We start from the raw sequence: 22,460 nt of genomic DNA on the forward strand, positions 1-22,460 counted from the left end.
CGGGAACGGCAGGACTTGTGACAAATCCGGCCGCAGGCCCGCATGAACCACCGGCCTCCGGTACCTCTCAAGCCGTCGAGCACTTCCTATGGCGACGATCATCGAGGCCCTTCTGGCCGCCATCGACCATCACCAGTCGGGCCGCCTGGCCGAGGCGGCGACGCTCTACGGACGGATTCTGGAGGCCGACCCCGAACAGCCCGACGCCGCCCAGCTTCTCGGGGTGCTTCAGGCGCAGACGGGGCGTCCGGCGGAAGGGGCGCGTTTGTTGCGCCGGGCGCTGGCGTTGCGTCCCGTTTCGGCGGGCGCGCAATCGAATTTGGCCGGCGCGCTTCAGACCATGGGGGACGCGGCGGCGGCAGAGGCCGGCTACGCCCGCGCCCTGCGGCTGGACCCACTGCTGGCCGACGCCCACGCCAGCCGGGCCGGCGCCCTGCGCGACCTGAACCGGGTGTCGGAGGCCGCCCGTTCGGCACAGCGGGCGCTGGCATTGCTCCCGGCCTCGGCGGATGCCCTGGTGAACCTTGCCGAGACGGCCCTGGCCGGACGGCGAGCGGAGGAGGCGGAGCGGACGGCCCGCCGCGCCGCCGCGCTGGCGCCGGGATCGTCGGCGGCCTGGATGATGCTCGGTTCCGCCCGCGCGGCGCGGAAGCGCTGGAACGAGGCGGAGGCCGCCTACCGCACGGCGCTGGACCTCGCCCCCGGCTATGGCGCGGCGTGGGGAAATCTCGGATCGCTGCTCGCCGGGCAGGGGCGGTTCGACGAGGCGCTGGCGGCTTTCGCCACGGCGGAGCAACGCGGCTTTTGCGGCCCATCCCTATGGTCGGCGCGCGGCACCGCGTGGCTCGCCATGGCCCGACCGGCGGAGGCTCTGGCCGACTTCGACCGGGTGCTGGAGGTCCGCCCCGACGATGCCGGGATGCGCTGGAACCGCGGCTTCGCCCGGCTGCTGGTCGGCGATTGCGAGGGTGGCTGGCCGGAGTTCGACTGGCGCCGCCACGACGCACGGGCGGAACCCCCCTGGCGCCGCTTCGCCCAGCCCACCTGGACCGGCGGCGACATCGCCGGGCACACCGTCCTGCTCTACGCCGAGCAGGGGTTGGGCGACACCCTGCAGTTCGTCCGCTACGTCCCGCTGGTGGCGGCGCGCGGGGCGCGGGTGATCGTCGAGGTGCAACGGCCCTTGATGAGCGTTCTGTCGGGCCTGCCGGGGATGGGGCAACTGATTGCCCGCGGCGACCCGCTTCCGGATTTCGATCTGGAATGCCCGCTGATGAGCCTGCCGCGCGCCTTCGGGACCAGGCTGGACGACGTACCGGCCACCGTGCCCTATCTGCACCCCGACCCGGAACGCGCTGCCGCCTGGAGCGATCGGCTGGCGGCCGGGCCGGGCCTGCGGGTCGGGCTGGTCTGGGCGGGCAACCCGCGCTTTCCCGGCGACGCGCTGCGCTCGCCCCGGCTGGCCGGGCTGCGGCCGGTGCTGGACGTGCCGGGCGTGCGCTTTTACGGGCTCCAGAAGGGGCCGGGGCGCGAGGATTTGGATCGGGTGCCGATGCCGTCCTCCTTCACCGATCTCGGCCCGGACATCGCCGATTTCGCCGACACCGCGGCGATCATGGCCAACCTCGACCTCGTGATCTCCTCCTGCACCGGACCGGCGCATCTGGCCGGGGCGCTGGGCGTGCCGGTGTGGGTGGTGCTTCCGCACTCGCCGGACTGGCGCTGGCTGCTGGAGCGGGAGGATAGCCCCTGGTACCCCAACGCCCGGCTGTTCCGTCAGACGCGCGTCGGCGATTGGGCGGAGGTGGCCGGGCGCGTCGCCGACGCGTTGCGGAATGCGGCCCTTAGGACTTCAGCGTGATCGTCGTCGTGGTCATCTCGTCGGCGGTGGACACCAGCTTGGAGGCGGCGGAGTAGGTGCGCTGCGCCTGGATCAGCGTGGTGAACTGCTCCTCGATCTTGACGTTCGAACCCTCGACGCTGGCCGTGTTCAGCGACGCCCCGACGGTCTTCGGCGCACTGGTGCCGGTCTCGTTGGTCAGGTTGCCGAAGGAGTTCAGGCGGATGGCGCCGGAATTGGCGGTGGTCCGGAACATGGTGCCGGACACGCTTTCCAGGTCGGTCGGGTTGACCACCGTCGCGTCTGGGATGCGGTAGATGTAGCGCTGCTTTCCGCCCTGGAAGTTCGCGGCGACAAAGCCGTCCGCGGTCAGCTCCGCCCCCTGGTAGGTGCCGGCGCGGATGCCGTTGTTGCCCTGGACGATGCCCAGATCCATGCCGGCGATGGTCGTGATGGAATTGCTCATCTTCCCATAGGAGCCGAGATCCAGCGTCGTCTGGGCGAAGTCGCCGCCGGGATTCAGCGTCAGTGTCACTGGGGCGCCGGTGGCGCCGCCGGTCAGCGTGCCGTTGCGGGCAAAGTTCAGCGTGCCGAGCGATTGCCATGTGGTCGGGTCGTTCACATTGCCGTTGCCCACCGGCTTGCCGTCCGCGCCGATGACGCCGGCGTTGAAGACCTGCCATGTCGAGGTGCCGTCCTCCGCCTGCCCGGTCTTCAGGAAGCGCAAGGCCATCGCCCCGTCGGCGCCGTTCTTGTCCACCATGTTCAGAACAACGCCGGTCGTGTTCGCCGTGGTGATCTGGCCGGTCACCGGCTCCTGGTCGTAGGGCAGGTTGAGATTCAGCGACGCCTGGGTCGAGGCTTCTCGGTAGTCCTGCAATCCGCTCAGCGAGACCGGAGTCATGCTGCTCAGGCTGCCGAAGGAGCCGGTGCCGCTGGCGGGGTCGAGCTTGAACCCCATCAGTGCCTTGCCGGCGCCGTTCACCAGACGGCCTTCCTTGTCGGGAGAGAAGTCGCCGGACCGTGTCAGGAAAACCGAATCGTCGCTCGTCCGGGTGGTGGTCGCGGTCGTGCCGGCCTGGGCGTCCAAGTCCTGGACAAGGAAAAAGCCGTTGCCGACGATGGCCGCGTTGGTGGTGATGTCGGTGCGGGTGACGGTGCCGCCGCTGTGGTCCAGCCGCTCGAAGGCGCGCACGCCGTTGCCGGGGTCCTTGTTGCCGGTGCGGTCGCTCAGAACGAAGTCGGAGAACTGGGTTTCCGACGCTTTGAAACCGGACGTCGAGGCGTTCGCGATGTTGTTCGAAATGGTGCCCAGGGCGCGGTTCTGCGCCGTCAGCCCAAGAACGCCATTGTTGAAGATCGTGGTGATGCCCATGGTCCGGCCGCCTCATTTCCGTCCGTGCGCGTCCGTCGGAACACGCCGAACCGAGAAATGCAACCACTGTGCCAGAAGGCAGAGGAGGGGGGTGTGCGGGCCTCAGGGCGATGGGATGGGCAGAAATTTCCCGGCGGACTTGGCTTCTCACCGTCCGCTGGGCAGCTTTCGCCCACCCGGCACCCTCAATCGACCGGCCTCAATCGACCGGTTCAAACATCTTGGTCTGGGAGTTGATGGCCCACAGGTCGCCGCTGTCGAGGTCGAACCACCAGCCGTGCAGCTCCAGCGTCCCGGCCTCGACCCGCTCGCGGACGAAGGGGAAGGTCATCAGATTGTCGACCGAGGTGCGGACCGCGGCGCGCTCGATGACGTCGGGCTTCTGCTGAAGGCGCTCGAACTCGGCCTTGCGCCGGTCCTCGTCGGTCTCTCCCTGGGCGGGCGGGATGTAGGGATCGAGCGCCGCGCTGGCGATCGACACCCAGGGCGACACGAAGTCGTTCTGGTCCGGCTCGCCCTTGCGCAGGCGGATCAGCCCCTGGATGCCGCCGCACAGGGCGTGGCCCAGCACGATGACGTGGCTGACCTGGAGCACCCGCACGGCGTATTCGATGGCCGCCGAGGTGCCGTGGTAGCTGCCGTCCGGCTGGTAGGGCGGGACGAGGTTGGCGACGTTGCGGACGACGAACATCTCGCCGGGCTCCGCCTGGGTGAGCAGCGCCGGATCGACGCGGCTGTCGGAGCAGCCGATCATCAGAATCTTCGGCTTCTGCCCCTCCTCGACGAGCTGGCGCATGCTGTCGGGCCGGCGCTCGTAATAGCGCGCCCGGAAGCCTTTCATCCCGGCGAGAAGCTGACGAATCGGAACGTCCTGGTCGCGGGTGTGTGGCATCGTTCTGATACCCCTCTTCGGTCGGGATTTAGCGGATGCGGTATAGCCCAGGCCGGGTCATGTTTCCAGAACCTCCGCAGGCGCCGGCTCGCCCCAGCGGCGGACGATGCCCGCGTCCAGCCCGAACAGGTCCAGGGCCCGCCCGACGGCGTGGTCCACCAGATCGTCGATGGTCTGCGGGCGGCTGTAGAAGGCGGGGACCGGCGGGGCGATCACCGCGCCCATCTCGGCCAGCTGGGTCATGGTGCGCAGGTGTCCGAGATGCAGCGGCGTCTCGCGCACCATCAGCACCAGCGGGCGGCGCTCCTTCAGCGTGACGTCGGCGGCGCGGGTCAGCAGGGTGGAGGTCACGCCCGTGGCGATCTCGCTCATCGTGCGGATGGAGCAGGGGGCGACGATCATGCCCATGGCGCGGAAGCTGCCGCTGGCGATGGCCGCGCCAATGTCGGCGGCGGCGTAGGACACGTCGGCGAGAGCGCGCAGCTCCGCCACCTTCATGTCCGTCTCATGGGCCAGGGTGACTTCGGCGGAGCGGCTGACGACGAGGTGCGATTCGACGCCGATCCGGCGCAGAACGGACAGCAGCCGGATGCCCAGGATCACGCCCGAGGCTCCACTGATGCCGACGACAAGACGGGAGGGTGCAGTCATTCCGAAGAAGTAGCGCGCGGGCTGGGCGTCGTCCAGAGCGCGGTCTTCACGGACCGGAAGCCGGGGGCGGTGGGACGGGCCGCTCCCGGCGCACACAAGCAAAAAGCCCCCCTCCCGCCGGGGGAGAGGGGCCGGGTAAGCGGCGTCAGCGCGCCTCTTGCCGTTCCGAATAGGGCGACTCGTCGCCGTAGCCTTCCTCGCCGTCCTGCGCCTCGCGCTCTTCCTGGGACAGCGGAACGCCGCCGCGGCGGACGGCCAGGGCCAGGGCCTCCTCCAGCTCGCGCTGGGTGCACAGGCCGAGCAGCACGGGGTTGCGCGGCTTGATGTTCGGGGCGTTCCAGTGCGTGCGGTCACGCACGGCCGCGATGGTCGGCTTGGTCGTGCCGATCAGGCGGCAAAGCTGGGCGTCCGACAGCTCCGGATGGTGCTTCAGCAGCCAGGAAATGGCGTCCGGCTTGTCGCCGCGCTTGGTGATCGGGGTGTAGCGCGGCCCCTTGGACCGGGCCGCCGGCAGCGGCAGGTCGGGGACCAGCAGCTTCAGGCGCAGATCCTGGTTGCGCTCGCAGCGTTCGATCTCGCCCTTGGTCAATTGACCGTTGGCCACCGGGTCCAGCCCGACCATGCCGACCGCCACCTCGCCATCGGCGATGGCCTGGACCTCCAGGGAATGCAGGCCGCAGAAGGCTGCGATCTGCTCGAAGGTCAAGGATGTGTTCTCGACCAGCCAGACGGCCGTCGCTTTCGGCATCAAGGGCAGTGCCATCGTCCCTCCTGACAACTCCAACCCGACCGCACCCGCTGGCGGGTGGCGCGATCGGCCATACTTTACCGGATGGTCCCGAGCTTCGCCCTCCATATAGGGCCGGAACCGGTCGATGTAAGCGTGCTCGGGCAGGCGGCCGGGAAAACCCGGACACCGATCCCTCTGCTAACCGTCTTGGCGCGCTTTAGCAAGCCCACCCGGCTGTTCGGGAACAAGAATGAAGCGAAAAAAATGCTTGAAAGGGGATTCCCGGCTGTGAATCCGGGGATCCCTTCGCAATCCAACGGTTCGCGGGTGCGGTGACGGTCAGCCGCCAACCGTCATGACGATCTTGCCGATGTGCGCGCTGGATTCCATCAGGGCGTGCGCCTCGGACGCCTGCTCCAGCGTGAAGACCTTGTGGATCACCGGCTTTACCGTGCCGGCTTCCAGCAGCGGCCAGACCTTCTCGCGCAGGGCGGCGGCAATGCGGCCCTTCTCCTCGACCGAGCGGGCGCGCAACGTGGAGCCGGTGAGGGTCAGGCGCTTGGTCATCACCGGGAACATGTTGATGGAGACCTTCGGTCCCTGGAGGAAGGCGATGGAGACGTGCCGCCCGTCCGGGGCCATGATGCCGATGTCGCGGGCGATGTAGTCGCCGCCGACCATGTCCAGCACCACGTCGACGCCGCGCCCGCCGGTCTCCTTCTGGATGACGGCGGCGAAGTCCTCGGTCTTGTAGTCGATGGCCCGGTCGGCGCCGAGTTCCTCGCAGGCGCGGCACTTCTCGGCGCTGCCGGCGGTGGTGAAGACCTTGGCCCCGAAGGCCTTGGCGAGCTGGATGGCCGTGGTGCCGATGCCGCTGGAGCCGCCATGGACCAGCAGCGTCTCGCCGGGCTTCAGCGCGCCGCGCTCGAACACGTTGGTCCAGACGGTGAAGAAAGTCTCCGGAACGGCCGCGGCCTCGACCATGCCATAGCCCTTCGGCACGGGGAGGAGCTGCAGCGCCGGAACCACGCAATACTGGGCATAGCCGCCGCCCGAGATCAGGGCGCAGACCGCGTCGTCGGCGGCCCACTCCGTGACGCCCTCGCCCAGGGCGACGACGCGCCCGGCGATCTCCAGGCCCGGCAGGTCGGAAGCGCCCGGCGGCGGGTCGTACCGGCCCTGGCGCTGCAGCATGTCCGGGCGGTTGACGCCCGCCGCCTCCACCGCCACCAGCACCTCGCCGGGGCCGGGCACCGGGGCGGGACGCTGCACGGTGCGCAGGACCTCCGGGCCGCCGGGTTGCGAAATCTCCACGCAGGTCATGCTGTCCGGCAGGGCGATGCCCATGGTGTCTCCCCCATTCCTCGTTGACGCGGTGTCCACCGTTCCGGCTGTCGCCGTTCCGGGCGGCCGGGCCGTTTGTGTCCGCAGGCGTCCAAAGTTAGAATTCCGCACCGGCGCTGACAAGCACGCCCCGCCGGCCTTTCCGACGGGCGGGAAGCGGACGGCGCGGGGCAGGGATGCGCACGCGGGAGGAGAAGCCCTATGGACATTGACGATCTGGAGCCGCGCAAGGCCAAGCCGGCGCTAAAGGACCTGACCGCGCTGGGCGTGGCGGAGCTGAAGGACTACATCGCCGGGCTGGAGGCGGAGATCGCCCGCGCCCGCGCCGCCATCGCCAGCAAGGAGGCGCAGAAGAACGCCGCCGAGGCCTTCTTCAAGAAGCCGTCCTGATAATGGGAAAAGCCCCTCGCCCGGGATGGGAGAGGGGCATCGGTCCGTGAAATCTCAGTCCGCGCCGACCAGATCGCGGTAGCAGTGCCAGGAGGCGTGGCCGATCAGAGGCAGGGCCAGCGCCAGCCCGAGGAAGCCGGTGACCATCCCCGCCGCGGTGAACAGCACGATCAGGAAGGCCCAGCCGGCCATGGTCCGCAGATTCTCGCGCAGCACCGCGACGCTGGTCGCCATGGCGGTGAAGCTGTCGGTCTCGCGGTCGAGCAGCATCGGGATCGACACCACGCTGATGGCGAAGACCGCCGTGGCGATGACGCCGCCGACGATGGTGCCGGTCAGCAGGAACGGGATCGTCTGGGCCGAGAAGAAGACGCGGTCGACGAGCTGGTCAAAGGCCGGCGGTTCCGTCGCGAAGAACAGCGCGAAGATCAGGAAGGCGATGCGGATCCAGGCCAGCATGGCCAGCATCAGCGCCAGCCCGATCCCGGCGATCTGCACGCCGTTGCGGCGGTAGGCCCCGGCGACCTTCATCAGGGTCGGCGTCTCCCCCCGCTCCAGCAGGCGGCTGGTCTCGTAGAGGCCGACGGCGAAGACCGGTCCCAGCAGCATGAAGCCCGCCGCCATCGGCAGGACCAGATACTGCATGTCCTGCATCGACAGCACGGCCACCAGCGCGAGGCTGGACAACACCGCCAGCAGGCCGTAGACGGCGCTGATCGTGGGGCTGGCGCACATGTCGCGCCAGCCGGCGCTCAGCCACACCCAGGGGCGGTCGACGTCGACGCTGCGGATTCGCGGAAGATAGGGGGCCGGCTTGTGGAACTCGGAGGGTTCCTTGCGCCGGATCGGCCGATGGAATTGGGACGCACCGCGGTGAGACGACATGTCGACCATGATGATGGTCCTCCCCTTTGCCCATTGCGCCTCTCGTGAGGAGGGGAGTGTAGCAAAGCGGTCCGCAGCGTTCCAGATTGTCTTACGGACGAATTGTTTGAATACCTAATTGTCACAAAAGCGATACCAAAGCACGGGCTTGGCCGTCACTCGCCAGCCTTTTCGCCGTCAACCTTCTTGCCGTCGAGATCCGCTTCACGGCGCTCGGCGTCCTGACGATCGCGCAGCTTCTCGGCCTTGGTGCGCCCGAAGCGGATGCGGTTCGCCTCGGCGGTTTTTTCACGTTCTTCCTTCTGGCGCATCTTCCGGAAGCGGTTCAGGTTCACGACATCGGCCATGGGGCGCGTCTCCTGAGGGCGGGGCATATCGTCTTTTGGACAACTCGGCCGTTGGAATGCCCAAATTGCTTGTTTTCTTTCGGGACGATAGTTTAGCGGAACCCCGTGCCACCCGGAAGACCGGAGCGGGCGCCGGGGGTTCCCGCGGCTTGTGGCGGACATCTTGTGGCAGGAACACGGCGACTTAACAGCCGAACGGTGGGGAAGGCGGGGCAACCGGTGAAGAAACTCCTGATCGCGGCGCTGATTCTATTGGGCCTGCTGGTGGCCGCGGTGCTGATCGTGCCGAGCGTGATCGACTGGAACGCCTACAAGGCCCAGATCGCGGACAAGGTGTCCGCCGCCACGGGCCGCAAGGTGGAGCTGAAGGGCGACATCGGCCTGTCCCTGCTGCCGGCCCCGGCGCTGACGGTGCGCGACGCGCGTCTGGCCAATGCGCCCGGCGGGTCCGAGGAGGATATGGCCCGCCTGAAGGAGTTGGACGTCCGCGTGGCCCTCGGCCCGCTGCTCGGCGGCCACATCCAGGTGCAGAGCATCAGGCTGATCGACCCGACCTTCCTGTTCGAGACGCTGCCCGACGGGCGCTTCAACTGGGATCTGTCGGGTGCCGGCACCGGCCGTACGGCGGGTGCCGGGCCGGGCGGATCGGGCGATGGGCTGGCCTCTGCGGTCAGCTTCGATCAGGTGACTGTGCAGAACGGCACCATCCATTACCGCGACGCCCGCACCGGTCAGTCGGAGGTGATCGACCAGATCGATGCGCGGATCGTCGCCGGCAGCTTCACCGGGCCGTTCCAGGGGCAGGGCGGTTTCCGGGCGCGCGGCGTGCCGCTGCGCGGGGAGATGTTCGTCAGCCGCCTGATCGACGGCGCCGCCGTCCAGGTCCGGGCGACGCTGTCGATGGCCGACACCGACGCCACGCTGCGCTTCGCGGGAATCGTGACCAACCCGCCGGGCAGCGGCGGATCGCGCGCCCAGGGTGACCTGCGCGTCGAAGGAAGCGACCTGTCCCGCGCGCTGGCTCTGGTCCGCAAAGGCTCGGCCGCGGGCGAGGACAGGAAGGCGACCGCCTTGCTCGCCCAGTCCTTCGGCATCCGCACGGCGGTCGAGGCGTCCCCGACCGCGGCGAGCTTCACCAATTTGGAGGCGCAGCTCGGCGACACGCGCGCCACCGGCACGGCGACCCTGCGCAGCGGAACGCCGGCAAGGGCAGAACTGACGCTGGCCCTGAACCGGCTCGACCTTGACGCCTGGCTGGACCGTGCGGGCGCCGGCGGGGGTTCGGATGCCGGCGCCCAGCCCGCCGCCCGCAATGGAAACACGGTCAAAAGCGCGCCGCCCAGCGCTCCATCCGGCGGCGCCCCGGCCCCGACCGGCGGCGCGACCCAGCCCGGCGGCTTCTCCCTGCCGGACGCGCTGGACGCCAAGCTCGACCTCGCGGTGGACGGCATCACTTACAACGGCGGCATCATCCGTCAGGGGCGGGTGGAAGCCAGCCTGACCGGCGGCACATTGAACATCGACCGTGTCAGCGCACTGCTGCCCGGCGGCTCCGATATCGTGGCGGCGGGGGAGCTGGCAGCGGCCAACGGCCAGCCGAATCTCAATCTGCGGATGGAGGCGAACGCCGACAACCTGCGCGCTGTGCTGGAATGGCTGCGGGTGGACGTCCGCGCCGTTCCGGCGGACCGGCTGCGCCGGGCCTCGGTTGCCGCGCAGTTGCAGGGACGCCCCGGGAGGCTGGACGTGAACGGCCTGGACCTGCGGGTAGACGCCAGCCGCCTGACCGGCGCCGTCGCCTATGTCGACCGCGGGCGGCCCGCCTTCGGCGCGCGGCTTGACCTCGACCGGCTGAACCTCGACGCCTATCTGCCCCAAGCGGGCGACAGTGCGGCGGCCCAGGCCGCACCTGCCGCCAATGGCGGGGGCAACGCCGCGGCTCCCGCTTCGGCCAACGGTGCCGCCCAGACATCCGCGCGCAACGGGCGTTCATCCATGTCACCGGCCCGGCTGCTGGCCGGTGTCGACGCGAACCTGGAATTGTCGGTCGGCCAACTGACCGTGCGCAACACGCCGGTCCAGGGGCTTCGGCTCGACGCCACCGCCGCGGGCGGCGCCCTGTCGATCAAGGAGGCGACGGTGCAGGACGCCGCCGGGGTGAAGCTCCGCCTGGACGGGCAGATCGCCGGGCTGGAGCCGCTGCGTGGCGCCCATCTGACGCTGAACGCCGAGGCCGCCAGCCTGGAGGGGGTGGCGCGCGCCGTTCCCTGGCCGGAGGGTGCCCCCGCGCCGGAGCGGCTGGGCGCGGTGAAGGCGCAGGCCCGCCTTTCGGGCGACGCCGAGCGTCTGGCGGTCGAGCTGGGGGCGGAGGCGGCCGAAGGCTCGCTTGAGGTGGGCGGCACGGTGCTGAGCGTCGAGAAGAATCCATCCGTCGATCTGAAACTGCGCGCCAAGCACCCGGAGCTGGCCCGGCTGGCCAGCCTGTTCGCCGATGATGCCGTGTCCGGCTCCTATGGCCCCATGGACCTCTACACGGAGCTGGCGGGGACGCGGAAAGCCTTCACGTTGGGCAACATCCAGGGCGTGCTGGCCGGTGTTACGGTCAAAGGCAAGGCCAGCGCCGACCTGAACGGCAGCAAGCCGCGGGTGGAAGCCGACCTGCAGACCGGCGATCTGGAGCTGGACCGGCTGGCGGTGCTTCCCGCCGCCGCCCGCCCTGCCGGCGCCACTTCTCCGGCAGCCGTGACACCGCCGGGCGCCTCAGCCGCCGCGGCGGGGGATTTCAGTGGGCTGCGCCGCTTCGACGGGCGCTTCGCGCTGACCTCCTCCGCCCTCGTCAAGGGTGGTACGCGAATCGAGAATCCGGCTCTGCGCGCCACCGTGACCAACGGCGTGCTGACGGTGGAGCGGTTCGACGGCACCCTGATGGGTGGCCAGCTCGGCGCCACAGGGCGGCTTGCCGCGCCGGGCAACCAGACGCCGACCGCCGAGGCCACCATCACGCTGTCCAAGGCCAAGCTGGCCGAGGCGGTGGGCGGCGGCTTGGGCGGCGGAGCGCTGGAGATCGCCGGCGGCGTGCTGGACGCCGAGGCCAACCTGACGACCAGCGGGGCCGGCGGCGACGCCATGCTCAAGGCGCTGGCCGGCCAGGGCCGGATCAGCGCCCGTGACGGTCTGCTGCGCGGCTTCGATCTCGGCGTTCTGCGCGACCGGCTGACCAAGCTGGAACGCCCGCAGGAGCTGCTGGGCGCGGTGATGGGCGGCCTTCAGGGCGGGGAAACCCGCTTCGCCCGGCTGGACGGCAGCTTCGCCATCGACAAGGGCGTGGCGCGCACCGAGGACACGCGGCTGACCTCCGACCTGGGCGAGGCGGTGGCGGCGGGGCAGGTCAACCTGCCGGCGCAGACCATCGACATGCGCGTCCGCCTGACCGTGCAGTCCGACCAGTCGCTTCCCCCGCTGACCGTCCGCATGACCGGCGCGCTCGACAAGCCTACCCGCTCCTTCGAGATGCAGGAGGTGCAGGAGTATTTCGCCCGCCGCGCCGCCGAGGGGCTGCTGAACAAGGTGGTGCCGAAGGATCTGCCGATTCCCGGCGGCGGCAACGCCCCGAAGCCGGACGCGCTGTTGAAGGGGCTGATCGACGGGCTGCGGCGTTGAGAGTGAGGACGCACGTGGCGCAAGCCCCGTGACGCATTGCGTCCAAGCCCGTTGAAGTTCCGTGGGGCGGGTCCCATAATGCGGCAGACAAGAAGCGGATTTTGAGTCGATGCAGGTGGACAATAAGATTTTGGACGATCTGGCCCGCGTTGCGGGCGGTGCGCTCGGCGCGCTGTCGTCCCTGCGCGAGGAAGCTGAGGCGCAGATGCGCCAGCAGTTCGAGCGCGTTCTGTCGCGGATGGATGTGGTGAGCCGCGAGGAGTACGAGGCCGTCCGCGCCATGGCCGCCAAGGCCCGCGAGGAGCAGGAGGCCATGGCCGAGCGCCTCGCCGCGCTGGAGGCCACGGTGGCCGGACTGCAGGCCGGTCGTGACGCGAAGCCGGCGTCGGGCACCGCCGCCCCCGCGGTCGGCCCCATTGCCGGAGGAGGCACCGGACCGGTCTGATCCGGTCCTTCGTCAACGTCTCCGAACCTTCACGGATGCACCGCCGAAAACCAGTTGCGCCGGCCAGACCCTTTTGGCACGGTGCATTGGGTGGTATGCATCCGTCTGCCAGCCACAACATCTCGGGGCTTCACCTTCTTGCGCGAAGGCGGACCGGCCCCGGGGCGGTTCCGTCCACCGCGCCTTTACAGGAGGACGCCGATATGTCGGCTGTTGCCGTCGACACCCCCTCATCCGCGCACAATCCCCTGGACATCGTCGAGGAGATCGTCACCGCCAACGAATGGCCCTTCGAGCGGGCCGGCGAGGACGAGCTGATCGTCGAGATCGGCGGGCGCTGGTGCGATTACCGTCTTTATTTCGTCTGGCAATCCGACGTCAGTGCGATGCAGTTCTCCTGCCAGTTCGACATGAAGGTCCCGGCGGCGCGCCGGTCCTCCGTGAACGACCTGCTGGCGGAGGTGAACGCGCGCATGTGGTTGGGCCATTTCGACGTTTGCGCCGAGGAGCACACCCCGATGTTCCGCCAGACCATGCTGCTGCGCGGTTCGCGTGGCGCGACGGTGGAGCAGCTTGAGGACCTTGTCGAGATCGCCCTCTCGGAGTGCGAGCGCTTCTACCCCGCCTTCCAGTTCGTGATCTGGGGCGGCAAGTCCGCGTCGGAGGCGGTATCCGCCGCCATCCTCGACACCGCAGGGGAGGCGTGACCGCCATGGCGCAAGTTGGGACGCAGGGTTGCACGTTGCTGCTGGCCGGCTGCGGCAAGATGGGCGGGGCGATGCTCGACGGCTGGCTGACGGCCGGTATCGCGTCCAGCGTCGCCGTGGTCGAACCGTCCGGCCTGCCGGAGTCCCTGCGCGGCAACCCCGCCGTCATCCTGGCGAGCGGTCCGGACAGCGTGCCCGCCGAATTCACGCCGGACGTGGTGGTTCTTGCGGTGAAGCCGCAGGTGATGGATTCGGTCCTTCCGGCCTACCGGGCGCTGGTCCGCCCCGGCACGGTGTTCCTGTCCGTCGCCGCCGGCAAGACCATCGCCTCCTTCGAGTCGGCGCTGGGAGAGGGAGCGGCCATCGTCCGCTCCATGCCCAACACGCCCGCTGCCATCGGCCGCGGCATGACCGTCGCCGTCGGCAACCCGGTGGTGACGGAGGTGCAGAAGTCGCTGTGCGATTCGCTGCTGCGCGCGGTCGGCGACGTTGCCTGGGTTGAGGACGAGTCGCTCCTCGATCCGGTGACCGCCGTCTCGGGCAGCGGCCCCGCCTACGTCTTCCTGTTGGTCGAGGCGATGGCGAAGGCCGGCGAGGCCGCCGGTTTGCCCGCCGAGCTTGCCATGCGTCTGGCGCGGGCCACCGTTGCGGGGGCGGGCGAGTTGCTCCACCAGTCCCCGATCGCCGCCGCCGACCTGCGCAAGGCGGTGACCAGTCCCAACGGCACCACCCAGGCGGCGCTCGACGTGCTGATGGCCGGGGACGGCATGCAGCCGCTGTTCGACCGCGCCGTCGCCGCCGCCGCGAACCGTTCCCGCGAACTGGCGAAGTAAGGCGTCATGGCGGCCCTCAGCCCCTCCGCCCAACGCGTCCAGGCCCTGCTGGACGGCTTCGGCCATGGCCACGCGGTGGTGGAGCATGAGGGCAGCACCCGCACTTCGGAAGACGCGGCCAACGCCGTCGGCTGCGCCGTGGCGCAGATCGCCAAGTCCTTGATCTTCCGTGCGAAGGACAGCGGCCGGCCGGTGCTGGTGGTGGCCAGCGGGGCCAACCGGGTGGACGAAAAGGCGGTCGGCCGGCTGATCGGCGAAAAGATCGAGCGGGCCGATCCGGACTTCGTTCGCGAGGCCACCGGCTTCGCCATCGGCGGGGTGCCGCCCATCGGCCACGCCGTGCCGCCGCTGGTTCTGATCGACGCCGACCTGATGGGCCTCGACGCCATCTGGGCCGCCGCCGGCACTCCCAACGCGGTCTTCCGCCTGACCCCGGCGCAACTCGTCGCCATCACCGGCGGGCGGGTCGAAGCCATCCGCAAGGACTGACCGCCCGACAAGCGAGCCGGTCAACCGGGCAGGATGCCGCAGCGCGGCATGACCGCGCATCGCCGGGCCACCCCTCTTCCAAGCCTCTGGATTCTCTGGCAAGACTCTTCCCAACGAGTTCTTGAACAGAGACGCATCAGGGAGGCCCCCCGTGACTGACGCCCGGCACAACCCGTACGAGACCGACCTCGACCAGAACGCCGCCAACACGGTGCCGCTGTCGCCGCTCTCGTTCCTGCGCCGCACCGCCGCCGTCTATCCGCAGCGCATTGCCGTGATCCACGGCCCGGTCCGCCGCACCTGGGCGGAAACCTACGAGCGCTGCGTGCGCCTCGCCTCGGCGCTGGCGAAGCGCGGCATCGGGCTGGGCGACACGGTCGCGGTCATGGCCCCCAACACCCCGGAATCCTTCGAGGCGCATTTCGGCGTGCCGATGACCGGCGCGGTCCTCAACGCCCTGAACATCCGCCTGGACGCCGAGGCGCTGGCCTTCATCCTAGAGCATGGCGAGGCCAAGGTGCTGCTGACCGACCGGGAGTTCTCCGGCGTCATCTCCAAGGCCGTCCATATGCTGGAGCCGAAGCGCCGCCCGATCGTCATCGACATCGACGACCCGCAGGCCAAGGGTGGCGAACTGATCGGGGAGCAGACCTACGAGCAGTTCCTGGAGACCGGAGACCCGGCCTATGAATGGCCGATGCCGGCCGACGAGTGGCAGGCCATCGCGCTGAACTACACCAGCGGAACCACCGGCAACCCAAAGGGCGTCGTCTACCACCACCGCGGTGCCTACCTGAACGCCATGGGCAACGTGCTGACCTGGGCGATGCCGCACCATCCCGTCTATCTGTGGACTCTGCCGATGTTCCACTGCAACGGCTGGTGCTTCCCCTGGACGGTCACCGCCATGGCCGGCACCAACGTCTGCGTCCGCACGATCACCGCCAAGGGCATCTACGACGCTCTGGCCGACCTCGGCGTTACCCACATGTGCGGCGCCCCCATCATCATGGGCCTGATCGTCAACGCGCCGGAGGACCAGAAGCGAGAGATCCCGCGCGGTGTGAAGATGATGACCGCGGGCGCCGCCCCGCCCGCCGCGGTGATCGAGAAGATCGAGCGGATGGGCTTCGACGTCACCCACGTCTACGGCCTGACCGAGGTCTACGGCCCGGTGACCATCTGCGCTTGGCACGAGCACTGGAACGACCTGCCGCTGGAGGAGCGCGCGGCGTTGAAGGCGCGGCAGGGCGTGAACTACGCCACGCTGGAAGGGCTGATGGTCGCCGACCCCAACACGCTCCAGCCGACCCGCAAGGACGGCGTGACGATGGGCGAGATCTTCATGCGCGGCAACACCGTCATGAAGGGCTATCTGAAGAACCCGCGGGCCACCGAGGAGGCGTTCTCCGGCGGCTGGTTCCACACCGGCGACCTCGGCGTCTGGCATCCCGACGGCTACATCGAGCTGAAGGACCGGTCGAAGGACATCATCATCTCCGGCGGCGAGAACATCTCGACCATCGAGGTCGAATCGGTCCTCTACAAGCATCCGGACATCGTCGAGGCCGCCGTGGTCGCCCGCCCGGACGAGAAGTGGGGCGAGACGCCCTGCGCCTTCGTCACCGTGAAGGAGGGCAAGCAGCTGACGGAAGCCGAGGTGATCGCCTATTGCCGCGAGCATCTGGCCCACTTCAAGTGCCCGCGCACCGTCGTTTTCACCGCCCTGCCGAAGACCTCGACTGGCAAGATCCAGAAATACGTGCTGCGCGATCAGGCCCGTGCGCTCAACGGGGAGAAGGCGTGACCGCTATGACCGGGGGCTTCGGCCCCCTTCTGCCCGAGGAGCGGGCGGACGCCACGACCCTGGTCCGCCAGGGCTTCGGCATTCCCCGCGAGTATTTCGACCGGTCGGTGGAGCTCTTCGGGCCGGACGTGATGCGCGGCCTGCGTGCCGGACCGGAGGCGGGGCGCGCCGGCGGGCTCGTCGCCTGCGCCGCCGTCTGGCCGATGGACCAGTGGTTCGGCGGGCGCCCGGTGCCGTCCTGCGGCGTGGCGGCGGTGACTGTCGATCCGGCGGAGCGCGGGCGCGGCTACGGCACCGCACTGATGCGCGGCCTGTTGGAGGAGGCGCGGGCCGGGGGCGCCGCGCTGTCGGTGCTCTATCCGGCGACCCTGCCGGTCTACACCCGCCTCGGCTTCGGGCGGGGTGGGGTGTCCTTCGACTGGAGCGCCCCGCCGGCCGTCCTTTCCGCCGGGCCGCCGCCGGGAGACGGATGGATTCGCCGGACCGAGGCCAGCGACGCCAGCCCCCTTGCGGCGCTACGCCGCAGCCTGCTCTCCACCAACAACGGTCTGGTGGAGCGCAATGAAGGGCTTTGGAGCTTCGCCCTCTGCCCGGACGGAGTTCCGTCCGATGTTTACACTTTTGGTGGTTCTGGCGGCCCCGAGGGCTACGTTGCGGTGGCGCCACCCGCTGATAGAAAACTCCATGTTGCGGATCTCTGCCTCATCAGCCCGCGCGCGGTGCGGCTGGCCCAGGGGTTCCTGGCCGGTTACCGGGCGCAGATCGACCGCGTGACGTGGCGCGGCGGACCCGACGATCCGCTGGTTCTGCTGGCGCCGGAACGCGGGGTGCGTACGGAAGCCTGCGACGAATGGTTGCTGCGTATTCTTGACGTGCCGTGCGCTCTGGAAAGCCGCGGCTACCCATCAAGGGTTGTGGGAGAATTGGTCCTTGATGTATCGGATGCGCTGATTCCGGAGAATTCCGGCTGCTTCCGGTTGTGCTTGTCCGATGGGAGAGCCGCCGTGCGCCGGTTGCCGAGGGCTCCGAACAGCGCTGAAAAGGCCGGCGGAAAGACGGATGGAGCGGTGCTGTCTCTGTCCATCGCCGCGCTCTCCAGCCTCTACAGCGGGCACAAGGGGCCGCACGCTCTCCGTCAGGTTGGCCTTCTGCGCGGAAACGATGAGGCGTTGGCGCTGGCGGCGCTGTTTTTCTCGGGGCCGGCGCCCTGGATGCCGGACCGTTTCTGAAGCGGTGATACCAGTTGCGTTTATCAAACCAGAAATTAACCCTTTCTGATGTATCCCTTAGCGACAAAGGCATGACGACGGCCAAAGCATAAGGCCGTACGATCCGGGGGAGCCCGATTTCATGACGATTGGAACGCGGATTGCGCTCGGTTTTGCAGCGGTCCTTCTAATGACGGTTGCCGTGGCGTTCGTTGGTTGGAACAGCCTGCGCACCTACGCCGGACGCGTCGATCTGGCAGCCCACACCGCCGAACTGGACGCCCGGTTAAAAACCGTGCGGATCGAGGAAGCCCGTTTCGTCACCGAGCGGGACTCCAAGGCCGCCGACAACGTGCCCGGCATGCTGGACCGGCTGCGCGACGAGGCGCAGGGCACGCGGTCTGCGCTGGAGGACGCCGGCAGCATCCGGCTGGTCGACGAGATCCTGTCGGGCATCGCCGGCTATCGCAGCGCCTTCGCCAACTTCGTCGCCCAGGACAAGGAGGCTCGCGCCCGCACCCAGAGCATGGAGACGCGTGCCCAGGCCCTGCGGGAGATCGCGGAGAAGATCGGCAACCAGCAGTCCGACCGCTACGACCAGAACATGGTCAGCCTGAAGGACGCGGAACACGCCGTGCGGCAGAGCCGCGACACCTCCGACCGCGCCGACCGGCTGATCGAGATGGTGTTGGAGGCGCGACGCCTCCAGTCCGACTTCGCCCACACACGCAATCCCGCGACCATGGCCGCCGCCGGGGAGGCCATCGCCGCCCTGCTGGCCAACGCGGAGACCATTGAGAAGGATCTCGTCGGCACCAACGACGAGGAGCTGGCCCAACGGATCGTCACCATCGCCGGCGCCTACCGGATGGTGTTCGAGCAGGCTGGCGCCGAAGGTGTCGGCGATTCGGCCAGCGGCCGCATCCAGGCGCTGGATCGCCATGCGCACGAGATCCAGAACCTCGCCCACGAGATGCAGGAGAACCAGGCGATGGTCTCCAGTGCGCTCCAGGAAGCCGCGAATTTCGCCCAGAGCGAGGTGAACGAGGCCGTTCAACTGCGCGGCATCGCCATGCGCCTGATCCAGGGCGCGCAGGCTGCAATGCTGGGCCAGCGCGACTTCATCCTGATGAGCGGGGAGGACGCACGCGGGCGGGTGCACGGCGCGGTGAAGGAGACGCTGGCGCTTGCCACCCAGGCCGGAGCCGTGCTGGTTGATTCGGAAGGGCGTGCGCTGATTGCCGCCATCACCGAGGCGGCGCAGGCCTTCGACGGGGAGTTCGCCGCCCTGGTCACCGCCAGCGAGAACCAACGCACCGCCTCCAGGACCATGGCCAAGGCCGCGGGCGATGTCAGCGAGCAGGTGGCCCGTCTCGTCTCCATCCAGCGCGACGACCGCGAGAACGGGCGGAGCGGGGCGGAACTGATCATCATCATCGGTGCCGCCGTGGCGTTGGCTCTGGGCATGGTCATGGCCTGGATCATCGACCGCGCCATCACCCACCCGATGCACGCCATGACCAAGGCGATGGGCCGGCTGGCCGAAGGCGACCTGACGGTGGACATCCCCGGCGGCGACCGCCGGGACGAATTGCGCGCCATGGCCGACGCGCTCAGCGTCTTCAAGGAGAACGCCCTGGAGATGCAGCGCATGGAGGGCGAGCGGGAGGAGATGCGCCGGCAGATCGACGCAGACCGCCGCCGCACGATGAACGAGTTCGCCAACGGTTTCGAACAGGCGGTGTCGGGCGTCGTCCTGTCGCTGACCGAGTCCGCCGGCAATCTGGGCCGCGATGCGCAGGAGATGTCGTCCGACGCCGCCCTGACCACGGCCAAGTCGAGCGCCGTCGCCGCGGCGTCGGAACAGGCGTCGAGCAACGTGCAGACCGTCGCGGCGGCGGCAGAGGAACTGTCCTCGTCCATCGCCGAGATTTCCCGCCAGCTCAACAGCAGTTCGCAGGTGGCGGTGGGGGCGGCGGCCAAGGCGACGGAGACCAACGGCATCGTCGAAGGGCTGGCCGAAGCGGCGCAGCGCATCGGGCAGGTGGTGGACCTGATCGGCGAGATCGCCGAGCAGACCAATCTGCTGGCCCTGAACGCGACCATCGAGGCGGCGCGGGCCGGGGAGGCCGGAAAGGGCTTCGCGGTGGTGGCGACGGAGGTGAAGAACCTCGCCGGCCAGACCGCCAAGGCGACCGAGGAGATTTCCAGCCAGGTGGCGCAGATGCAGGCGGCGACGGGCGGGGCGGTGGGCGCCATCCGCACCATCTCCGACGCGGTCGGCACCATCAGCAGCACGGTCAGCGAAATCGCCCGCGCCATGGAGCAACAGGGTCTCGCCACCCGCGAGATCGCCCAGAACGTCAACCAGGCCGCCGAGGGCACTCAGGAGGTGATGCACCACATCGCCGAAGTGACCAACGCCGCCACCAAGACCGGCGGCGCCGCCGACGCGGTGCTGAGCGCCAGCCGGACGCTGGCTGGTCAGGCCGAGCATCTGCGGTCCGAGGTGCAGGGCTTCCTGAATAAGGTGCGGACCGCCTGATCGCGGTCCGCCGGGGGGCCGGGGGCCGAAAAATCCCCCGACCCGTCCCCGTTGCTTTCGCACGGGGCATCTGTTAAGCCGCGCCGAGCCTCACGGACGCGAGATCTCATGGACTTCTCCTTGTCACAGCGCGACTCCGCCCGGGGCACACCCGACGCGATTCTGGCGGGTGTCGCCGGCGTCGCGGTGGCGTCTCTCGGCCCGCTGGCCTCGATGGCGCCGCGCGGTTTGCCGGTCTGGGCCGTTCTGATCGCCCTGGTGGGACTGGCCGGTCTGGCCCGCCGTGGCGCCCTGGGGCGGCTGCAACGGGCGATGCCCGGCACCGCCTTGGTTCTGGCCTTTCTGGCCCTGGCCTCCCTTTCCATCCTGTGGAGCCCGTCGCCGCGCGCCGGTTTGACGGTGGTGGAGATCGCCTATATCGGCCTCGGCGCGCTGGCCGGCGGTGCGTGGCTGTCCTCGCTGCCGGGGGTGGAGGCGCGTCGGCTGATCGGCCTGTTCCTGATCGGCGTGTTCGCCGGGGTCCTGCTGTTCGCGGTGGAGGCCGCGCTGGATTTCCCGCTGCACCGCTGGTGGAACCACGTGCCGGCGGGCGTCGAGATTGCCGAGACCAACGTGCCAAAGCGCACGGCGGTTTTGCTCTGTCTGCTGGTCTGGCCGGCGGCGATGGCGCTCGATCGGGCCGGACGGCGGGGGCTGGCCGTCGCGCTTCCCGCGGTCTTCGCAGCGGCCTGCCTGCTGCTGACCAGCCGCTCGGCCATGCTGGGCATCGTCACGGGCGGGGCGGTCTTCGCGCTCGCCGTCTGGTCGCCGCGTCTCGTCCGCGGGGTGCTGGCGGCGGTCCTCGCGGTGGCCTTCACCTTCGTCTTGCCGCTGGTGCTGCTGTTCGATCGCGTGCTGAACCTGGACGGCGCCGACTGGCTGTTCCGATCAGCGCAGCACCGGGTGGAGATTTGGGGCATGGCCGCCAATCGGGCGCTGGAGACTCCCTTCTTCGGACAGGGCATAGACGCCTCCCGCGCGTTGGAGCCGGAGGGGGCGGTGTCCCGTTTCGGCACGCTGACCGACAGCTTGTTGCCGCTGCACCCCCACAACGCCTTCCTTCAGGTCTGGCTGGAGCTTGGCGCCTTCGGCGCCGCGCTGGCCCTGGCGGCGGCGCTGCTGCTCCTGTTCGGCACGGGGCGGATGGAGCGGCGGCTGCAACCCTTCGCACTGGCTCTCTTCGCATCGGCGTTGGCAATGGCGAGCACGGCCTACGGCATCTGGCAGGCGTGGTGGATGGGCGGCATGCTTGCCGCCGGCCTGATGCTCCGCTTGGCCGCGCGCACCCCGGCGGGGGGCGAATGACGGTGGAGAGCGGCAACGAACCCCGCCGCGTTCTGGTCATCAAGCTGGGTGCCTTCGGAGATTTCTTCCTGGCACAGACCGCCTTTTCGGCCATCCGGCGGCACCACGCCGCCGACCATCTGGCGCTGATGACCCTGCCGTCCCTGGCCCCGCTCGCCCGCCTCAGCGGCCTGTTCGACGAGGTCTTGGAGGATCCGCGCGAGCGGTCGCTCGGGGCCTATCGGCGCGTCCGCCGCCTGCTGCGCGCCGGGCGCTTCGACCGGGTCTACGACCTTCAGGCGCAGCCGCGCATCGACCGCTATTTCTGGCTGCTCGCCCCCGGCCCCTGGCCGGAATGGTCGGGCACGGCCTGGGGCGCTTCGCACCGCGACCAGTATCCGGGTCGCCGCAAGGTGCCGGTGATCGAGCGCTACACCCGGCAACTGGCCCCCTTCGGAATCGTGCCGGAGGCGGTGCCGGACCTGTCCTGGCTCGACGCCGACACCGGCGGTTTCGGCCTTACCGCACCCTACGCCTTGCTGATTCCCGGTTCCTCCCCCGGGCGCCCCGACAAGCGCTGGCCAGCCGAACGCTACGGTGAGCTGGCATGTCTGCTGGCGGCCCGCGGGGTCACGCCGGTCGTGCTGGGCACGGCCATCGAGGCGGACCTCGCGCGGGCTATCACCGCCGCCTGTCCGCAGGCGGTGGACCTGACCAGCAGCACCAGCGTGCCGGAGATCGCCGGGTTGGCCCGCCGGGCCTGGGCGGCGGTCGGGAACGACACCGGCCCCACACATCTGGTGGCGTCCGTCGGTTGTCCCACACTGGGTCTCTATTGCGATGCCTCCGTCCCGATCCAGGCCAACGGGCCGTGCATGGTCGTCCACCACCGGCCATCCTTCGCTGACATGGACGTTGGGGGGGTGCTGGCGGCGATGGACGCTCTTCCGTCGAGCCGGTAGAGTGCCGCCGATCGTTTTGCAGGAGCC

At 69.4% G+C, this 22,460-nt stretch carries 19 protein-coding genes; 12 read left to right on the forward strand and 7 right to left on the reverse strand.

Annotation, left to right across the window (positions count from 1 at the left end; genetic code table 11):
* The first annotated feature begins 88 nt into the window (after positions 1–88).
* On the forward strand, positions 89–1,861 hold the full coding sequence (locus AMK58_RS05155; protein WP_059398684.1) for a tetratricopeptide repeat protein: 1,773 nt from the start codon (positions 89–91) through the stop codon (positions 1,859–1,861).
* On the opposite strand, the gene AMK58_RS05160 is transcribed toward AMK58_RS05155, so the two are convergent.
* The 5 genes from AMK58_RS05160 to AMK58_RS05180 all read right to left on the reverse strand — a co-directional run bounded on the left by AMK58_RS05160 (position 1,845) and on the right by AMK58_RS05180 (position 6,835).
* On the reverse strand, positions 1,845–3,215 hold the full coding sequence (locus AMK58_RS05160) for a flagellar hook protein FlgE (RefSeq protein ID WP_035672545.1): 1,371 nt from the start codon (positions 3,213–3,215) through the stop codon (positions 1,845–1,847). The genes AMK58_RS05155 and AMK58_RS05160 overlap by 17 nt on opposite strands.
* A gap of 199 nt (positions 3,216–3,414) precedes the next feature.
* Positions 3,415–4,107, reverse strand: coding sequence for a carbonic anhydrase (locus AMK58_RS05165; protein ID WP_035672547.1), 693 nt, complete (start codon positions 4,105–4,107; stop codon positions 3,415–3,417).
* Positions 4,108–4,164: 57 nt separating this feature from the next.
* A complete protein-coding gene (locus AMK58_RS05170; protein WP_035672587.1) occupies positions 4,165–4,758 on the reverse strand; it encodes a UbiX family flavin prenyltransferase in 594 nt (197 codons plus the stop codon).
* A 145-nt stretch (positions 4,759–4,903) separates the two neighbouring features.
* A complete protein-coding gene (locus tag AMK58_RS05175; protein ID WP_035672550.1) occupies positions 4,904–5,521 on the reverse strand; it encodes a DUF1013 domain-containing protein in 618 nt (205 codons plus the stop codon).
* A gap of 306 nt (positions 5,522–5,827) precedes the next feature.
* The gene (locus tag AMK58_RS05180) at positions 5,828–6,835 is read right to left on the reverse strand and encodes an NAD(P)H-quinone oxidoreductase (RefSeq protein WP_059398685.1); all 1,008 of its coding nucleotides are present in this window, start codon (positions 6,833–6,835) and stop codon (positions 5,828–5,830) included.
* Between the two features lie 198 nt (positions 6,836–7,033).
* Here AMK58_RS05180 and AMK58_RS05185 point away from each other — a divergent pair, with 198 nt between their 5' ends.
* Entirely contained in the window at positions 7,034–7,222 is a 189-nt protein-coding gene (locus AMK58_RS05185; protein ID WP_035672552.1) for a DUF1192 domain-containing protein, read from the forward strand.
* 54 nt (positions 7,223–7,276) lie between these two features.
* Here AMK58_RS05185 and AMK58_RS05190 read toward each other — a convergent pair whose 3' ends face one another.
* Positions 7,277–8,116, reverse strand: coding sequence for a DUF2189 domain-containing protein (locus AMK58_RS05190; protein ID WP_035672554.1), 840 nt, complete (start codon positions 8,114–8,116; stop codon positions 7,277–7,279).
* A gap of 146 nt (positions 8,117–8,262) precedes the next feature.
* Positions 8,263–8,454: a DUF4169 family protein gene (locus tag AMK58_RS05195; protein WP_035672557.1), complete on the reverse strand. Its 192-nt coding sequence runs from the start codon at positions 8,452–8,454 to the stop codon at positions 8,263–8,265.
* A 219-nt stretch (positions 8,455–8,673) separates the two neighbouring features.
* Here AMK58_RS05195 and AMK58_RS05200 point away from each other — a divergent pair, with 219 nt between their 5' ends.
* From AMK58_RS05200 to AMK58_RS05245, 10 genes are all read left to right on the forward strand, one after another.
* Positions 8,674–12,114: an AsmA family protein gene (locus AMK58_RS05200; protein WP_079285492.1), complete on the forward strand. Its 3,441-nt coding sequence runs from the start codon at positions 8,674–8,676 to the stop codon at positions 12,112–12,114.
* Between the two features lie 109 nt (positions 12,115–12,223).
* Entirely contained in the window at positions 12,224–12,559 is a 336-nt protein-coding gene (locus tag AMK58_RS05205; RefSeq protein WP_014239926.1) for an accessory factor UbiK family protein, read from the forward strand.
* Between the two features lie 203 nt (positions 12,560–12,762).
* Positions 12,763–13,266 carry a type III secretion system chaperone family protein gene (locus AMK58_RS05210; RefSeq protein ID WP_014239927.1) on the forward strand — a complete coding sequence of 168 codons (504 nt, stop codon included), beginning with the start codon at positions 12,763–12,765 and terminating at the stop codon, positions 13,264–13,266.
* Between the two features lie 5 nt (positions 13,267–13,271).
* Positions 13,272–14,099, forward strand: a complete 828-nt coding sequence (gene proC, locus AMK58_RS05215) for a pyrroline-5-carboxylate reductase (protein WP_035672594.1) — start codon at positions 13,272–13,274, stop codon at positions 14,097–14,099.
* 6 nt (positions 14,100–14,105) lie between these two features.
* Positions 14,106–14,588: a YbaK/EbsC family protein gene (locus AMK58_RS05220; protein WP_059398686.1), complete on the forward strand. Its 483-nt coding sequence runs from the start codon at positions 14,106–14,108 to the stop codon at positions 14,586–14,588.
* A 151-nt stretch (positions 14,589–14,739) separates the two neighbouring features.
* Entirely contained in the window at positions 14,740–16,395 is a 1,656-nt protein-coding gene (locus AMK58_RS05225) for an acyl-CoA synthetase (protein ID WP_035672563.1), read from the forward strand.
* 5 nt (positions 16,396–16,400) lie between these two features.
* Positions 16,401–17,624 carry a GNAT family N-acetyltransferase gene (locus AMK58_RS05230; RefSeq protein WP_059398687.1) on the forward strand — a complete coding sequence of 408 codons (1,224 nt, stop codon included), beginning with the start codon at positions 16,401–16,403 and terminating at the stop codon, positions 17,622–17,624.
* A 121-nt stretch (positions 17,625–17,745) separates the two neighbouring features.
* A complete protein-coding gene (locus tag AMK58_RS05235) occupies positions 17,746–20,148 on the forward strand; it encodes a methyl-accepting chemotaxis protein (RefSeq protein ID WP_035672572.1) in 2,403 nt (800 codons plus the stop codon).
* A 108-nt stretch (positions 20,149–20,256) separates the two neighbouring features.
* On the forward strand, positions 20,257–21,492 hold the full coding sequence (locus AMK58_RS05240) for an O-antigen ligase family protein (protein ID WP_035672576.1): 1,236 nt from the start codon (positions 20,257–20,259) through the stop codon (positions 21,490–21,492).
* A complete protein-coding gene (locus AMK58_RS05245; protein WP_035672579.1) occupies positions 21,489–22,433 on the forward strand; it encodes a glycosyltransferase family 9 protein in 945 nt (314 codons plus the stop codon). Before AMK58_RS05240 ends, AMK58_RS05245 begins: the two co-directional genes overlap by 4 nt.
* Positions 22,434–22,460: the final 27 nt, after the last annotated feature.

The sequence above is a fragment of the Azospirillum brasilense genome (assembly GCF_001315015.1).
GTDB classification, from domain to species: domain Bacteria; phylum Pseudomonadota; class Alphaproteobacteria; order Azospirillales; family Azospirillaceae; genus Azospirillum; species Azospirillum brasilense.

Coding starts and splice junctions, on each gene's coding strand:
- AMK58_RS05245 (WP_035672579.1), top strand. CDS start 21,489: ATGACGGTGGAGAGCGGCAACGAACCCCGCCGCGTTCTGGTCATCAAG.
- AMK58_RS05165 (WP_035672547.1), bottom strand. CDS start 4,107: ATGCCACACACCCGCGACCAGGACGTTCCGATTCGTCAGCTTCTCGCC.
- AMK58_RS05180 (WP_059398685.1), bottom strand. CDS start 6,835: ATGGGCATCGCCCTGCCGGACAGCATGACCTGCGTGGAGATTTCGCAA.
- AMK58_RS05220 (WP_059398686.1), top strand. CDS start 14,106: ATGGCGGCCCTCAGCCCCTCCGCCCAACGCGTCCAGGCCCTGCTGGAC.
- AMK58_RS05170 (WP_035672587.1), bottom strand. CDS start 4,758: ATGACTGCACCCTCCCGTCTTGTCGTCGGCATCAGTGGAGCCTCGGGC.
- AMK58_RS05185 (WP_035672552.1), top strand. CDS start 7,034: ATGGACATTGACGATCTGGAGCCGCGCAAGGCCAAGCCGGCGCTAAAG.
- AMK58_RS05210 (WP_014239927.1), top strand. CDS start 12,763: ATGTCGGCTGTTGCCGTCGACACCCCCTCATCCGCGCACAATCCCCTG.
- AMK58_RS05240 (WP_035672576.1), top strand. CDS start 20,257: ATGGACTTCTCCTTGTCACAGCGCGACTCCGCCCGGGGCACACCCGAC.
- AMK58_RS05155 (WP_059398684.1), top strand. CDS start 89: ATGGCGACGATCATCGAGGCCCTTCTGGCCGCCATCGACCATCACCAG.
- AMK58_RS05205 (WP_014239926.1), top strand. CDS start 12,224: ATGCAGGTGGACAATAAGATTTTGGACGATCTGGCCCGCGTTGCGGGC.
- AMK58_RS05230 (WP_059398687.1), top strand. CDS start 16,401: ATGACCGGGGGCTTCGGCCCCCTTCTGCCCGAGGAGCGGGCGGACGCC.
- AMK58_RS05190 (WP_035672554.1), bottom strand. CDS start 8,116: ATGGTCGACATGTCGTCTCACCGCGGTGCGTCCCAATTCCATCGGCCG.
- AMK58_RS05235 (WP_035672572.1), top strand. CDS start 17,746: ATGACGATTGGAACGCGGATTGCGCTCGGTTTTGCAGCGGTCCTTCTA.
- AMK58_RS05175 (WP_035672550.1), bottom strand. CDS start 5,521: ATGGCACTGCCCTTGATGCCGAAAGCGACGGCCGTCTGGCTGGTCGAG.
- AMK58_RS05160 (WP_035672545.1), bottom strand. CDS start 3,215: ATGGGCATCACCACGATCTTCAACAATGGCGTTCTTGGGCTGACGGCG.
- proC (WP_035672594.1), top strand. CDS start 13,272: ATGGCGCAAGTTGGGACGCAGGGTTGCACGTTGCTGCTGGCCGGCTGC.
- AMK58_RS05195 (WP_035672557.1), bottom strand. CDS start 8,454: ATGGCCGATGTCGTGAACCTGAACCGCTTCCGGAAGATGCGCCAGAAG.